The 14,576-nt window shown below is 72.8% G+C and carries 7 protein-coding genes; 5 read left to right on the top strand and 2 right to left on the bottom strand.

Annotation, left to right across the window (positions count from 1 at the left end):
- Nucleotides 1–7: 7 nt before the first annotated feature.
- From AB0395_RS25605 to AB0395_RS25585, 5 genes are all read left to right on the top strand, one after another.
- The gene (locus tag AB0395_RS25605) at nucleotides 8–6,268 is read left to right on the top strand and encodes an amino acid adenylation domain-containing protein (RefSeq protein ID WP_366284664.1); all 6,261 of its coding nucleotides are present in this window, start codon (nucleotides 8–10) and stop codon (nucleotides 6,266–6,268) included.
- On the top strand, nucleotides 6,265–6,438 hold the full coding sequence (locus AB0395_RS25600; RefSeq protein WP_366284662.1) for an MbtH family NRPS accessory protein: 174 nt from the start codon (nucleotides 6,265–6,267) through the stop codon (nucleotides 6,436–6,438). Before AB0395_RS25605 ends, AB0395_RS25600 begins: the two co-directional genes overlap by 4 nt.
- Nucleotides 6,439–6,509: 71 nt before the next feature.
- Entirely contained in the window at nucleotides 6,510–6,764 is a 255-nt protein-coding gene (locus tag AB0395_RS25595; RefSeq protein WP_366284660.1) for an acyl carrier protein, read from the top strand.
- A gap of 51 nt (nucleotides 6,765–6,815) precedes the next feature.
- Nucleotides 6,816–8,165, top strand: a complete 1,350-nt coding sequence (locus tag AB0395_RS25590; RefSeq protein ID WP_366284657.1) for a condensation domain-containing protein — start codon at nucleotides 6,816–6,818, stop codon at nucleotides 8,163–8,165.
- Nucleotides 8,162–9,991: a N,N-dimethylformamidase beta subunit family domain-containing protein gene (locus AB0395_RS25585; protein WP_366284654.1), complete on the top strand. Its 1,830-nt coding sequence runs from the start codon at nucleotides 8,162–8,164 to the stop codon at nucleotides 9,989–9,991. Before AB0395_RS25590 ends, AB0395_RS25585 begins: the two co-directional genes overlap by 4 nt.
- 10 nt (nucleotides 9,992–10,001) lie before the next feature.
- Here the strand turns inward: AB0395_RS25585 and AB0395_RS25580 are convergent, their stop codons facing one another.
- Complete coding sequence (locus tag AB0395_RS25580) at nucleotides 10,002–11,174, bottom strand: FAD-dependent monooxygenase (RefSeq protein ID WP_366284651.1); 1,173 nt, start codon at nucleotides 11,172–11,174, stop codon at nucleotides 10,002–10,004.
- A gap of 52 nt (nucleotides 11,175–11,226) precedes the next feature.
- Entirely contained in the window at nucleotides 11,227–14,544 is a 3,318-nt protein-coding gene (locus AB0395_RS25575; protein WP_366284649.1) for a BTAD domain-containing putative transcriptional regulator, read from the bottom strand.
- Between the last annotated feature and the right edge of the window lie 32 nt (nucleotides 14,545–14,576).

The following is a 14,576-nucleotide window of genomic DNA, read 5'->3' as shown; positions in this document are numbered from 1 at the left end:
GCTCTGCGTGCTTCAGCCAGAGACCATTTCCCCCGGCCAACCTTGGGCGGAGTACCCGCTGTCGTACGGCCAGCAGCGGTTGTGGTTTCTTCACCGCCTCGATCCCGGCGACTCAACCTACAACACATCCTATGTTTACAGGTTGAAAGGTCGCCTTGACTCAACCGTCCTCGAGGCGTCGTTCACGGCGGTCGCCGCACGGCACGAGAGCTTGCGGACCCGGTTCCGCGAGGTCGCGGGAGAGCCCGTCGCGGTCGTCGAGCCGCCCGCTCCGATCGCCGTCGAGCGGCTGGCCGCGGGGAACGAACAGGAGGCACGCGCGCTGGTCTCCATGCTCACCAACACGGCCTTCGACCTGTCCGCCGCGCCGCCGTTCCGTGTCTCGCTGATCGAGCTCAGCCCCGAGGAGCACGTGCTCTGCGTCGTCCTGCACCACATCAACGGCGACGGCTGGTCACTGAACGTGCTCCGCGCCGAGGTCGCCGCCCACTACACAGGCGGCGGCACGGCGCGGCTGCCTGCCCTTCCCCTCCAGTACGGCGAGCACGCCCGCGCCGAGCGCTCCGCGGAGACGGAGCTGCGCTGGTGGGTCGACCACCTGGCCGGAGTTGCGCCCCTGGACCTGCCCGCCGACCGGCCTCGCCCTCCGCAACGGACCGGCGAGGGCGGGGAGGTGCACTTCAGGATCGACGGGGAACTGGCCGCCGGAATCAACGACCTGGCTCGCAGGACCCGCTGCACGCCGTACATGGTGCTGCTGTCCGCCTATCAGGTCCTGCTGGCCAGGCACACGGGACAGGACGACTTCTGCGTCGGCACACCGTCCGCGGGCCGCGGCAGCACCGAGCTGGAGACCATGATCGGTTTCCTGTCGACCACGCTCGCCCTGCGCTGTGACCTGTCCGGCGACCCCGCTTTCTCCGACCTGCTCAAGCGCACCCGCAAGGTCGTGCTGAACGCGCTCTCCCGCCAGGACGTCCCCTTCGAGCGGCTCGTCGCGGAGCTCGACGTCGAGCGGGACCTCAGCCGGACCCCGCTGTTCCAGACCCTCTTCGCCTTCCACACCCATGGCGAGTCCGACGACCCGCTGCCCGGCCTGGCCGCGACGCCCTTCCCGCATGGCTGGACCAGGGCCAGGGTCGACCTGTCCATGGACCTCACCCCGGTCCCCGAAGGCCACCTGCTGGGCACCGTGCTCTACAGCACCGACCTGTTCGATCGGGAGACCGCGGAGCGGATGGTCGCCCGGTTCGTCGAGCTGCTGGCGTCCGCGGTCGCGGCCCCGGAGACGCCCGTCGGCTCGCTGCGCATGCTGCCCGAGGCGGAGCTGACCCTGCTGCGCGGGTGGAACGAGACCGGGGCCGAGCTGCCCGGGGTGACACTGGTCGACCTCGTACTCGAACAGGCCGCCGCGACCCCGGAGGCCCTCGCGGTCGACGCCCTGACCTACGCCGAGCTGACCGGGCGTGCCGCAGCGCTGGCCGGGCGGCTGGCCACGGCGGGCATCGGCAGGGGCTCGCTGGTCGCCGTCCAGATGGAGCGCGGCACCGACATGGTCGTCGCGCTGCTGGGCGTGGCGATGAGCGGGGCCGCCTACCTGCCCGTCGATCCCGACTACCCACGGGCCCGCGTCGCCTACGTGATCGAGGACTCGGGCGCGGCACTGGTCCTGACCGGCCTGGACGACCTCCCGCCTGGAGACGGCCCGCGTCCCGGCGACGGCGTGCCCGGGAGCGGCCTCACCCCGGAAGACGGCGTGCCCGCTCCCGCCGCGCGGCCCCGCCCCGGCGACACCGCGTACGTGCTCTACACCTCGGGGTCGACGGGACGCCCCAAGGGCGTCGTCGTGCCGCACAGCGCGCTGACCAACTTCCTGCTCGCCATGCGGACGCTGATCGGGTCCTCCTCCGGCGACGTGTGGCTGGCGCTGACCTCGCTGTCGTTCGACATCTCCGCGCTCGAGCTGTACCTGCCGCTGGTGACCGGGGGCAGGATCGTCGTCGCGGACGCGGAGACGGCACGCGACGGCGCCGAACTGGCTCGCCTCGTCAGAGACTCGGGCGTGACCCACGTGCAGGCGACGCCGTCGGGGTGGCGGGTGCTGCTCAGCGGGGACCTGCCTCGCGTGACCGGGCTGACCGGTGGCGAGCCACTGCCGCAACAACTTGCCAGGGAGCTGCGGCCCAGGGTTGACCGGCTCGTCAACGTCTACGGCCCGACCGAGACCACAATCTGGTCGACGGCCTGGGAAGTCCCCGAGGAGCCCGATGAGATCGTCATCGGCGGCCCGATCGCCAACACCGTCGTCCACGTGCTGGACCCCGCGGGCGCGGCCGCCCCGATCGGCGTGCCCGGCGAGCTGCTCATCGGCGGCGAGGGAGTCGCGACCGGCTATCTCGGCCGTCCCGCGCTGACCGCGGAGCGCTTCGTGCCCGGCCCCGGCGGCTCCCGCGTCTACCGCACCGGGGACCTCGCCCGCTGGCGGGGCAACGGCACCCTCGAATTCCTCGGCCGTACCGACAACCAGGTCAAACTCCGCGGCCACCGCCTCGAGCTCGGCGAGATCGAGGCGGTGCTGGACACCTGTCCCGGCGTACGGCAGGCGGTCGTCGCCGTGCGCGGCGAACGGCTGGTTGCCTTCGTGGTGCCCGCCGTGCCGCTCGCCACAGAAATCAGCGGGGAAGCCCCCCAGGAACCCCCCTGCGAGCCGGGGTGGCTGGACGCCGAACCCTGGGATCTCACCGGCGCCGTCAGAGAGCACGCGGGGCGGGAACTGCCCCCGTACATGGTGCCCAGCCTGTTCGTCGAGGTGGAGACGCTCCCGCTGACCCCGAACGGGAAGATCGACCGTAAGGCGCTGCCCGAGGTCGAGGGGACGCGGGAGGCGGAGACCTCCGCGCCGCGCACCCCGGCGGAACGGCTGGTCGCCCAGGTCTTCGCCGAGGTGCTGAACGTCCCCCGAGTCGGGGCGCACGACGACTTCTTCATGCTTGGCGGCCACTCGCTGCTGGCGACCATGGTCACCGCGCGACTGGCCGCGCTGTCCGGCGTCGAGGTTCCGGTCAGGGAGGTCTTCCTGCGGCCGAGCGTCGCCGGGCTGGCCGAGCTGGTCACGGGAGCCGGACAGGCGGCGGAAACCGGCGCCCAGGGGAACGGCTCCGCGAGCCACTCCCGGAGCGGGGACACAGAGCCCACAGGGGGGCCGCGGCCGAGGCCCGCGGGGACCGTGCCACCGCTGTCCTTCGGCCAGGAACGGCTCTGGTTCCTCAACCGACTCGACCCGGACGACGCCTCGTACAACATGTGCCTGGTCAGACGACTGCGTGGAAGACTGGACCGAGAGGCGCTCGCCAGGGCGCTCGACGGCACGGCTGCCAGGCACGAGAGCCTGCGCACCCGCTTCCCCGAGGTGGACGGCATGCCGTCCGTGGTCATCGACGCCCCGGGGCCCGTGCCCGTCGAGGAGATCGCCGCCGCGGACGAGACCGAGGCGATCGGCCTCGTCGCGGACCTCACCAACCGCCCCTTCACCGACCTGGCCTCCAGGCCGCCACTGCGGGTCACGCTGGTCGGGATCGGCGAGGACGACCACGTGTTGTGCGTCGTGCTCCACCACATCCTCGGCGACGGCTGGTCGCTCAACCTCATCTTCGAGGAGCTGGCGCACCTCTACTCGGGACACGACGCCCTGCCCCCCGTGCCGCTCCAGTTCGGCGACGTCGCCCGCTGGCAGCGGGAACGCGAAACCGGCGACCTGCTCGCCTACTGGCGGGACAGACTCGCCCAGCCGACCCCGCTCGACCTGCCGGTCGACAGGCCGCGCACCGCGGGGACCGCCAGGCGCGGCGACGTGGTGGACCTCAGACTGACCTCGGCGGAGGCCCGCGCCCTCGCCGTACTCGGCAGGAGGCACGGTGCGACCATGTTCATGGTCCTGCTCGCCGCCTACCAGGTGCTGCTGGCCCGGCACACCGGCCAGAGCGACATCCTGGTCGGCACGGCGACCGCGGGCAGGGACAGAGTCCAGCTCGAACCCGTCGTCGGCTACCTCAGCGACACGCTGGTCCTGCGCGGCGACCTGTCGGGCGACCCCGTCTTCACAGAGCTGCTCCGCGAGACCCAGATCGGCGTCCTGGACGCCTTCTCCCATCAGGGCGTCCCCTTCGAGGAACTGGTGACGGCCCTGCGGGCCGAGCGCGACCTCACCCGCACCCCCCTGTTCCAGACCATGTTCATCCTGCACACCCAGGACGCGGGGCAGGACGACGACGCCTTCGCCGAGCTGACCACGACGGTGTTCGAGCACGGCATGCGGCAGGCCAAGCTGGAGCTGGCGCTCGAGGCCTGGCAGGACGAGCACGAGCTGCTGCTCACCCTGGTCTACGACGCCGAGCTGTTCGACCGACCGACCATCGAGGCACTGGCCGCGCGCCTGCGCCTGCTGCTCACCTCGCTGCCGCGGACCGCGGGCCAGCGGATCTCCGCACTGCCGATGCGCACCGAGGAGGACAACGTCCTGCTCGGCCGCCTGGGCGAGGGGCCCGCCCTGCCCGAGGCGCCCCAGGTGCCCGAGCTGGTCACGGCGGCCGTACTGGCGCGGCCCGACGCCGTCGCGGTCGCCTGCGGGGACGTCACGCTGACCTACGCCGAGCTGGACGCCCGCGCGGACGAGCTGGCCGTGCTGCTGCGGACACGCGGCGTCGTACCCGGCGACGTGATCGGCGTCCGCCTGGGCAGGACGCCGGACACGATCGCCGCGCTGCTCGCCACCTGGCGGGCCGGGGCCGCCTACCTCCCGCTCGACCCCGACTACCCGCAGGACCGGCTCGCCTTCCTCGTCGAGGACAGCGGGGCATCCTTCGTGCTCGACTCCGTTGCGGACGGGGCCGGCCCGTACCCGTCTGCTCCCCGGCCGGCGCCGCGCGACACCGCCGCCTACGTGATCTACACCTCGGGGTCGACCGGCACACCGAAGGGCGTGGTGGTCGAGCACGACGGGCTCGCGGCGCGGGTCGCGTGGATGCGCGAGGCGTACGGCCTGCACCCGGCCGACCGGATCGTGCAGTTCGCCTCGCTGAGCTTCGACACCCACGCCGAGGAGATCTACCCTGCCCTGGCCGCGGGGGCGCGCCTCGAACTGCTGCCGGACGGCGCAGTCACCCTGCCCGACCACCTGGCCGGGGTCACGGTGCTCGACCTGCCGACCGCCTACTGGCACGCGCTGGTCGACCAGATCGACGAGATCCCGTGGCCGGAGACGCTGCGGCTGGTCATCCTGGGCGGCGAGCAGGTGCACGAGGCGGCGGTGACTCGCTGGCGGGAGCGCTTCGGCGACCGGGTGCGGCTGGTCAACACCTACGGCCCGACCGAGGCGACGATCATCGCGACAGCGGCCGAGCTTGACGGCTCACCGGGACGGCCGCCGATCGGCCGGCCCGTCGGCGGCACCCGGATCCTGGTCCTGGACCAGCACGGCGAACCCGTGCCCCCCGGAGCGCCCGGCGAGCTGTGCGTCGCGGGGGCCGGGGTGGCCAGGGGCTATCTCGGCAGGCCCGCCCTGACCGCGCAGCGGTTCGTACCGGGTCCCGGCGGCTCACGTGTCTACCGGACCGGCGACAGAGCGCGCTGGCGGGCGGACGGGCAGTTGGAGTTCCTCGGCCGCGACGACGACCAGGTCAAGGTCAGGGGCTTCCGGATCGAGCTCGGCGAGATCGAGGCGCGGTTGCTCGCCTGTCCCGGCGTCGGCCAGGCGGCCGTCGCCGTACGGAACGAGACCCTGATCGGCTACGTCGTCGGCCCGGCGCAGGGCGAGGAGCTGGGCAGGCAGCTGGCCGCAACCCTGCCCGCCTACATGGTCCCCGCGCTCTGGGTGAGTCTTGAGAGCCTGCCGCTGACCGGGAGCGGCAAGATCGACCGGACCGCGCTGCCCGCGCCCGAGACGAGCGCCGAGGCGAGGGTCGCCCCGCGCGGCGACGCGGAGGAGCTGGTCGCCGAGGTGTTCGGCGAGGTGCTGGGAATCGAGGAGGTCGGCGCCTTCGACGACTTCTTCGCCCTCGGCGGGCACTCCCTGCTCGCCACCCGTGTCATCGCCAGGCTCCGCGCCCTCGTCGAGGTCGACGTGCCGATCCGCACCCTGTTCGCACGGAGCACCGTGGCCGGGCTCGCGGCCGCGGTCGAGGAACTACTGATCGCCGAGCTGGCGGAACTGTCCGACGACGAGGCCGCCGACCTCATGGAAACGCCTCACGGAAGCGGGGAACCGAGATGAGTCACCACGTCGTGGTCAACCACGAGGAGCAGTATTCGATCTGGCCGGATGGCCGGGACCTGCCGGACGGCTGGCGCCTTGAGGGCTTCTCCGGTGTCAAAGAGGAGTGTCTGGCCCACATCGAGCAGGTCTGGACCGACCTGCGCCCGCTCAGCGCAAGGGAGTCCTGAGATGTCCGACGAGTGGATCTGGGTCTCAATGGACGACGACCGCAACCGTGACCGCACGAGAGGAACCGGCAATGGTTAGGGAACGGCTGGCCGCGATGGTGGCCTCGGCGTCGGACGGCGCGGTCACGGCCGAGGAGGCGCTGAACGCCACGGTCCCGCTGTCGGCGCTGGGGGTCACGTCCCTGGCCCAGATGCGGCTGATCGACGCGGTCGAGACGGAGTTCGGGATCGAGATCGATCTGTCGGACGACGGCCTCGAACTGCTGGACGACCTGGGGGTGCTCGAGCGCTACATCGCGGAGGCGACCGGGCGCTCCGGTCCCTGAGGACGCTTCAGGGACCACGGCGGGAAGCGTTTTTCAAACGGGGAGAGGCACATGAACATCCGGTTCTCGGGGAGCCGGTCGGGTACGGCTCCGCTGACATGGGGACAGCGGGCCATCTGGGACACGATCAGGAAGACGGCGCCGGACGACCACTACTTCAACTTCGGCCGCGTGCTCGCGGTGCCCAGACGGGCCCGCCCGCTCACCGTGGCGCGGGCCGTCGAGGTCCTGGGCGCCCTGGTCGAGCGGCACGAGTCGCTGCGGACGAGGCTGAGCGCGGGACTGGGGACCAACGCAGAGCCAGGGGCCGAGCCGTCGCAGGTGCTGGAGGCGACCGGCGCCATCCCCGTCACCGTCTCGGACGGCGACCCGGAACGGCTGTTGGAGACGCTGGCGGAGACCGCGTTCGACTACGCGGGCGAGTGGCCGCTCAGGGTCGGGCTCGTGGTCTCAGGGGAGACCGTGGACGCCGCCGTCACCCACATCGTGCTCGTTTTCTGCCACCTGGCGGCGGACGGGCTCGGGGCCGAGATCGCGATCACGGACCTGCGGCTGCTGCTGTTGCGCGGAGCCGTACCGGGGCCGCCGTCCCCCTCTCCGCTGGACCTGGCCCGCTGGCAGCGGTCGGCACCGGGCCTGCGGGTCGCCCGCCTCGCGGCGGAACACTGGGAGAACGAGTACCGGCGCATCCCGCCGACCATGTTCGACCGGCCGGCCGCCGTTCCCGAGGGTCCGCCCATCTGGCGCGCGCAGCTCATCTCCCGGGCGCTCGACCTGGCCGTCCAGCGGATCGCGGCCGTGCACGGCACGAGCACCTCGACCGTGCTGCTGGCCGCCTCCAGCGTGCTGGTCGGCGCCGTGACCGGACACGACGTGTGCGCGATGCTGCCCATCGTGGGCAACCGCTTCCGCGAGGACGCCGCGCATACGGTCACCACGCTCTCCCAGGAGGGCCTGTTCGTCCTGGACCTGCGCGGGGGCGACTTCGCCGAGGTGCTGAAGGCGGCGAAACCCGCGGCGCTGCGCGCCTACCGCTCCGCCTACCACGATCCCGCGGACCGCGACCGGCTGATCGAACGGATCAGCCTGGAGCGGAGCACCAGGATCCACCCCTACTGCTGTTTCAACGACATGCGTTTCGTCGAGCGGGCCGACGCCTCCCACGACGAGCGGACGGTACGGCAGGCGATGGACGAGACGACCCTGACCTGGCCGCTCAGCCAGGACCAGCTCAACTGCAGGTTCTGCCTGCACATGACCGGCGAGCCCGGCGGCCTCGGCGTCTCGCTGACCGCCGACACCCGCTACCTGTCCAGGGAGAGCATGGAACGCTACCTCCGCGACCTGGAGTCACTGCTGGTCGAGGCGGCCTTCCACGAGGTGCTGGAGCCTGTCGGATGACGGTGTACGCCTACGCCGAGTCCACCTCCTGCGTCCAGGAGGGCGTCCTCCGCTTCCACCTGGCCCACACCTCGCGCGCCCCGGCACGCGGCTCGGTCACGGTCGAGGACGTCGCCGCCGACCTGCCCATGCTCAGCACGAGGTTCGACGGGCCGACCTGGACGCTCGAGGTCCCCGACTACTGGCCGAGCTCGCTCTACCGCGCGGTCTTCACCTCCGACGAGGGCTCCTCAGAGGGCTTCTCCGACGTCTACTTCGTGGTCAGGTCCGCCAGGCCCGGCTCACCGATCCTGCTGTCGATCCCGTTCCCGACCTGGCAGGCGTACAACCGGGCCGGGATCCCCGGGGAGTCCATCTACTGGACCGAGGAGCCGACCCGCGCCGCGAAGGTCTCCTTCGCCAGGCCCGGCGGCGGGCCGCCGCCGGAGCGCTGGGAGGAGGGCATGCTCCGCTGGCTCGGTCCCGCGGGCTACGACGTGGACTACTGCTCGGGCCTCGACCTGCACGACGGCGCCGAGCTGCTGTCCGGCTACCAACTGCTGGTGGTCAACGGCCACGACGAGTACTGGTCGGCGGGGATGCGCGACAACGTCGAGAGGTTCGTCGCCCGGGGCGGCAACCTGGCCGTCTTCTCGGGGAACACCTGCTGGTGGCAGTTCCGCCTCGAGGACGACGGGCGGACCATGGTCTGCTACCGCGACGCCGTCACGGACCCGATGGCCACGGTCGAGCCGGGGCTCACCACGGTCGAGTGGTCGAGCGCCCCGGTGAACCGGCCGGAGAACACGCTGACCGGTGTCAGCTTCAGGCGCGGCGCCGGGACGTGGGGGCCGTACATGCAGCGGATGCTCGAGGAGTCGTACACCGTCAGGTTCCCCGAGCACTGGGTCTTCGCGGGGACCGGGCTCGGCGAGGGCGACAAGTTCGGCCAGGGCGCCATCGGCTACGAGACCGACGCCTGCGACTTCGTCGAGGTGGACGGCGTCCCGCTGGCGACGGGGCGCGACGGGACCCCGCCCTCCTTCGTCATCCTCGGGACCGCGGACCTGCGCCACTGGCACCGCTACGGCCAGGGCGGCATGGCGACCATGGGCGTCTTCGGCCTGGGCGCGGGGACGGTGTTCACCGCGTCCACCGTCAACTGGGGCAACACCCTGCACGACCTCGCGGTGGACAGGATCACCCGCAACGTACTCGACCGGCTTTCCGCGCGCGTCGGCGGCTGGGAGGTCATCGGCGGCGCGGAGTCGTTCCGCGCGCTGACGGTGTTCGGCTCCCGCCTGTACGGCGTCGCCTCCGACGACTCGCTGTTCGTCCGCGACGTCTCGGCGCAGAACCTGCGCTGGCGGCGGGTGGGAACCGCACCGGGAGTCGTGGCCATGGCCACCCCCAGGGAGGCGACGGCCGTACACCCCATCGGCCTGTACGGCCTCACCTCGGACGACCGGCTCGTCTACCACGACCCGGACGACGGCTGGATCACACTCGCCGACGCTCCCTCGGGCGGGGTCGGCCTGGGCATGGTGAACGGCGAGCTGTTCGCCGCGAACCCCGAGGGCCTGTGGCGGCTGGGTCCGGACACCTCCGGCTGGTCCCCGGCGGGCTCCTCCGGCGGCGCCGTGGCGCTCACCGCGATGAACGGCCGCCTCTACATCGCGGACGCGGAGGGCCGGATCCGCACGCGACCGCCGGTTGCGACACCCGCCGAGTGGACCGACCTGTGCGACGCGGGCGGCTGCACCGTCCTGACCGCCCACGCGGGCACCCTGATCGGCACCGCCCCCGACCACCCCCTGTTCCAGCGCGCCCCCGTCCCCGACCTGTAGGACCTGTTCCTCAAGAGGTGACGGAAGGCTTGAGGAGGCCGGGGTAGTCCTTGAGGTCGATGCCGGTGGCGAACCTGTCGGTCATCTTCAACATCATCGCGAGCAGGAGCCTGCGCTTGAACATCCAGTTGCGCATCCTGATGCGGGCCGGTGTCGCCGGGGCGAGGAAGGGGCCCGCGCTGCCCTGCCTGGCCACCTTGGCGTAGCCGCGGAACGCCTCCTCGTACCCCGGGAACGCGATCCGGTGGTCGCCGCCCGCCTCGGCCAGTTCCCCGGCCAGCACGTAGGCGCCGACGACGGCCAGGCCGCTGCCGAAGCCGCCCAGGGTGTTGCCGTAGGCGGCGTCGCCCAGCAGCACGACCCGTCCCTTGGCGTAGTGGTCGATCCTGACCTGGCTGATCGAGTCGAGGTAGACCTCTCGTGCCCGCGGCAGCCTGGCCAGGAGCTCGGGGACCTTCCAGCCCGCGCCCCGGTAGGCGTCGGCCAGGATCCGCTTGTGCTGCTCGGGGTCGTAGCGGTCGTAGTCGAGCTGCTTCGAGGCGAAGACGAAGAACGCGGGCGCCTTGGGGCCGCCGAGCGCGGCCATCCGGCCTGGCTCGTTGTACATCGCGGCCCGGTGGTCGAGGTCCAGGTCGACCAGCCCGTAGTAGTGGCCCATGAAGCGCACGTAGTCGGCCTCGGGGCCGAAGGCCAGGCGCCGCACGTTGGAGTGGATGCCGTCGGCGCCGACCACCAGGTCGAAGGTGCGCGGCGCGCCACGCTCGAAGGTGACGTGCACACCGCCCGCCGTCTCGGTCAGCGAGGTGATGGAGTCGCCGAAGACGTACTCGCAGCCCTCCCTGGTCCGCTCGTACAGCAGGGCGGCCAGTTCGCCGCGGCGGATCTCGACGTCGCCGCCGGTGAACTCGCCGGGTATGACCGCCAGCCGCCTGCCGTTCGCGTCGACGATCTCCTGGTCGGTCCCGCCCGTCTGGCGCCGCCGTACCTCGTCGAGGATTCCCATGCGCTCCAGCACGGTGCGGTGGGTCGCACCCTTGAAGTCGACGGCCTGGCCGCCGAGCCGCAGGACGGGCGCCTTCTCGACGACGGTGACGGTGACGGTGCAGCCGGAACGGTTCAGCCAGTAGGCGAGGGCAGGCCCGGCGATGCTCGCGCCGGAGATGAGGACCGTGGTGTTCTTCATGTCCACGAGCTTCGGCGCGGGCGCTGACAACCCGCAGACAGCCGGCTGACAGTCACGCGTCCCGGCCGCCGAGCGCCGTCAGCGCCTCCTCGTGACTCGTCGCGGCCCCGCGGGCGAACGCCGACGCGAACGCCTCGGCGCCGACGAGGTCGCGGGCGCCGGAGGCGATCCTGAGGACGTCGCGGTCACCGGCCACGGCCGTCCCGCGCAGCGCGACCGCCATGCCGAGCAGCGTCGCCGCGCGCTCCCCCGCCCCGTCCAGGAGCGCGACCCCCGCCTGGCCCTCCACGACGTCGGCGAGGTCGGCGGCCAGCGCGGACCCGCGCGCGACGGTCAGCGCCCGGCGGTGCCTGAGACGGGCCTCGACGGGGTCGCCTCCGGCCTCCGCCAGCCGTCCCAACGCGATCAGCACGCGGGCCCGCGTCCCCTCGATGCCGAAGTCCCCGTGCTTCGAGGCCTCCAGTGCCAGGTCGAGCAGACGCCCGGCCTCGGCGAGATCGCCGTCGAACCGCGCGATCTCCGCCAGCCCCAGGTTGGCCGTGGCGGCCGCGTCCGGCCTGCCCGTCGTGCGGGTCAGCTCTCCGGCGCGCCGGTAGTCGGCGACGGCGGCGGCCACCTCGCCCTGGCGCACCAGCCCCCCGCCCCTGCGCGTCAGGACGTCCGCGGCCTCCTCGACGGCTCCGAGCTGATCGAACAGCTCCAACGCCTCCGCCCACAGGTCACGGGCGCGCGCCCACTCCCCGCGCCAGCTCGCGATCATGGCCAGCCCGTCCAGTGCCTGGGCCGTCCCCCACCGCTCTCCCAGGGAACGGAAACCGGCCAGCGCCTCCCGGAGATCTCGTTCGCCTCCGGCCGGGTCGCCTCCCAGCGCCGCGAGCAGGGCCACGCTCAGCGTCTCCAGGGCCCGCAGCCACAGGCCGGAGCCGGGCAGCCTGCGAAGCCCTGACTCCGGCGGCCCCACGGCCATGCCCCACAGGGCCATGGCGAAGGGGTAACGCAGCCGGTCAAGCGACCCCATGATCGTCGCGGCCCGTTCCCACCGTTCCGGCCGCGCCCAGGGTACGGCGTGCACCACGCATGCGACGTACTCCTCCTCCAGCCCCTCTGGGGGCTCGGGAACCGCCTCGAGAAGCTCGGCGGCGATCTCCCCCACCTGGCCGCGCCGCCCGCTCAGCCACCAGTACGCCGCCAGCGCGGCGACCAGCCGCAGCGCCGTCTCCCTGTCCCCTTCCCCTCCACCGGCCCCGGCGTCCCCGCCACTGCTCCCGGCCCCGGCGTCTCCGACTCCGGTCACGGCTCCTACTCCGGTTCCTGCTCCGGTCACGGTCCGGCGCAGCGCGGCCATCAGGTTGCCGTGCTCGGCCGACAGCCTGGCCAGCCACCGGAGCTGCTCCGCCCCACGGAGGTGGGGGTCGGCGCGCTGCGCCAGGTCGAGGAAGTGGCGGGCGTGGGCTCCGCTCATGCGCTCCCATTCCCCGGCGGCGGCCAGCCGTTCCGCGCAGAACAGCCGGATCGTGTCGAGCATCCGGTACCGGTCGCCGTCGGTCTCGACCAGCGATTTGTCCACCAGGTCCGCGAGCAGCCCGGCGGCGTCCTCCACCTCGCAGACCGCCTCGACCGCCTCGAGGGACGCGCCTGCCGCGAAGACGGCGAACCGCCTGGCCAGCAGCTGCTCGTCGAGGGTGAGCAGGTCCCAGCTCCACTCGACCACCGCGTGCAGGGTCCGGTGGCGGGCCGCGGCCGTACGGTCGCCGCGGGACAACAGCCGGAACCGGCCGTGTTCCGCCAGGCGGGTGGCGATCTCCTCGACGGTGAAGGAGCGCAGCCGCGCAGCGGCCAGCTCGACGGCCAGTGGCAGCCCGTCGAGCGCCGCGCAGATCCGGGCGACCGCCTCCACGGTGTCCGGCCGTATCTCGAACGCGGGCCGTACGGCCGCCGCCCTGTCGGCGAACAACCGCGTGACCGGGTAGGCCAGGGCGTCAGAGGGCGAGGAGCCGGGCGGCGGGGTGGCCAGCGGCGCCAGCGGCATCAGCGTCTCGCCGGTGATGCCCAGGGGTTCGCGGCTGGTGGCCAGGATGGCCAGCCCGGGGCACTCGTCCAGCAGCGCGCGGACCAGCGGGGCGGTCGCGGCGACCACGTGCTCGCAGTTGTCGAGGATCAGCAGCAGTTCCTGTTCGGCCAGGGCGGTGACCAGGTGCGTCACGGGGTCGGGCGCGCGCAGCGAGTGAAACCCCGTCTCTCGGAGACCGAGGGCGCCCAGCACCACCTGGGCCACCTGGGCCACCTGGGCCGTGCCCACGGTCAGGGCCGACCGGCCGCCGCCCGGCGCGGAGGAGCCCTCGGACGGGAAGGAACCGTCAGGCCCGCCAAGACCGCCCGGGCACGGGCCACCGGACGGGGACAGACCACCGGAGGGAGACAGGCCACCGGACGGGGACAGGTCGGCGAGCGGAGACAGGTCGGCGAAGCACACCTCGCGCCGCCCGCGCCCGGCCGCCTCGACCGCCAGCCGGGTCTTCCCCGTGCCGCCGGGACCGACGATCGTGACCAGCCTGGAGTCGCGCAGCGCTTCGAGCCGTTCCAGCTCGGGGGCGCGCCCGACGAAGCTGGTGAGCTGGGCGGCGAGCCCGCGCCTGCGCGTCGGCGGGGGCCGCTCCGCACGCAGGACGGCCAGGTGGATCTCGGCCAGCTCGGGGGAGGGATCGGCGCCGAGTTCCTCGGCCAGCAGCCGCCTCGTCTCCGTGAAGACCGCCAGCGCCTCCGCCTGCCGTCCCACGGCGTGCAGGGCGCGCATCAGCTGCCCCCTGAACCGCTCCCGCAGCGGATGCGCGGCCACGAGCCGCCGCAACTCGGCCACCGGGGCGCCCTCGGGAAGGGCGAGCTCGGCCTCGACGAGATCCTCCGTCGCCGTCAGCCTGAGCTCCTCAAGGCGTGCCGCCTGCGGCTGGCCGAAGGGCAACTCCTGCAGGGCGGCCCCCCGCCACAGGCCGAGCGCCTCCCGCAGCGGGGCCGCGGCGGCCGCGTGGTGACCGGAGGACAGCAACCGTCGCCCCTCGCGGGCGAGTCGCTCGAACCGGTGGGCGTCGACGTCCTCGGGGTCGGCGGTGAGCCGGTAGCCGGTTCCGTGGAACTCGACCAGCTCGGCGGGCAGGACACGGCGGAGCCTGGACACCTGGGCCTGCACCGCGTTCGCGGCGCCCGAGGGAGGGTCGTCGCCGTACTGGCCGTCGATCAGCCGCTGGACGCCGACCACTCTGCCCGCCTCAAGCAGCAGCATCACGAGCAGGGCGCGCGGTCTCGGTCCCCCGACGGGGATCGTCTCACCGGTCGAGGACCGCACGTCCAGGGGGCCGAGGATGCCGAACTGCATGGCGTCGATTGTCTCCCATGCCCGCGGGCCGT

Origin of the sequence: Streptosporangium sp. NPDC051023 (assembly GCF_040689595.1) — a bacterium.
Classification (GTDB): domain Bacteria; phylum Actinomycetota; class Actinomycetes; order Streptosporangiales; family Streptosporangiaceae; genus Streptosporangium.
This window is presented reverse-complemented; position numbering and strand designations above follow the sequence as displayed.

Coding starts and splice junctions, on each gene's coding strand:
- AB0395_RS25600 (WP_366284662.1), top strand. CDS start 6,265: ATGAGTCACCACGTCGTGGTCAACCACGAGGAGCAGTATTCGATCTGG.
- AB0395_RS25595 (WP_366284660.1), top strand. CDS start 6,510: ATGGTTAGGGAACGGCTGGCCGCGATGGTGGCCTCGGCGTCGGACGGC.
- AB0395_RS25585 (WP_366284654.1), top strand. CDS start 8,162: ATGACGGTGTACGCCTACGCCGAGTCCACCTCCTGCGTCCAGGAGGGC.
- AB0395_RS25590 (WP_366284657.1), top strand. CDS start 6,816: ATGAACATCCGGTTCTCGGGGAGCCGGTCGGGTACGGCTCCGCTGACA.
- AB0395_RS25580 (WP_366284651.1), bottom strand. CDS start 11,174: ATGAAGAACACCACGGTCCTCATCTCCGGCGCGAGCATCGCCGGGCCT.
- AB0395_RS25575 (WP_366284649.1), bottom strand. CDS start 14,544: ATGCAGTTCGGCATCCTCGGCCCCCTGGACGTGCGGTCCTCGACCGGT.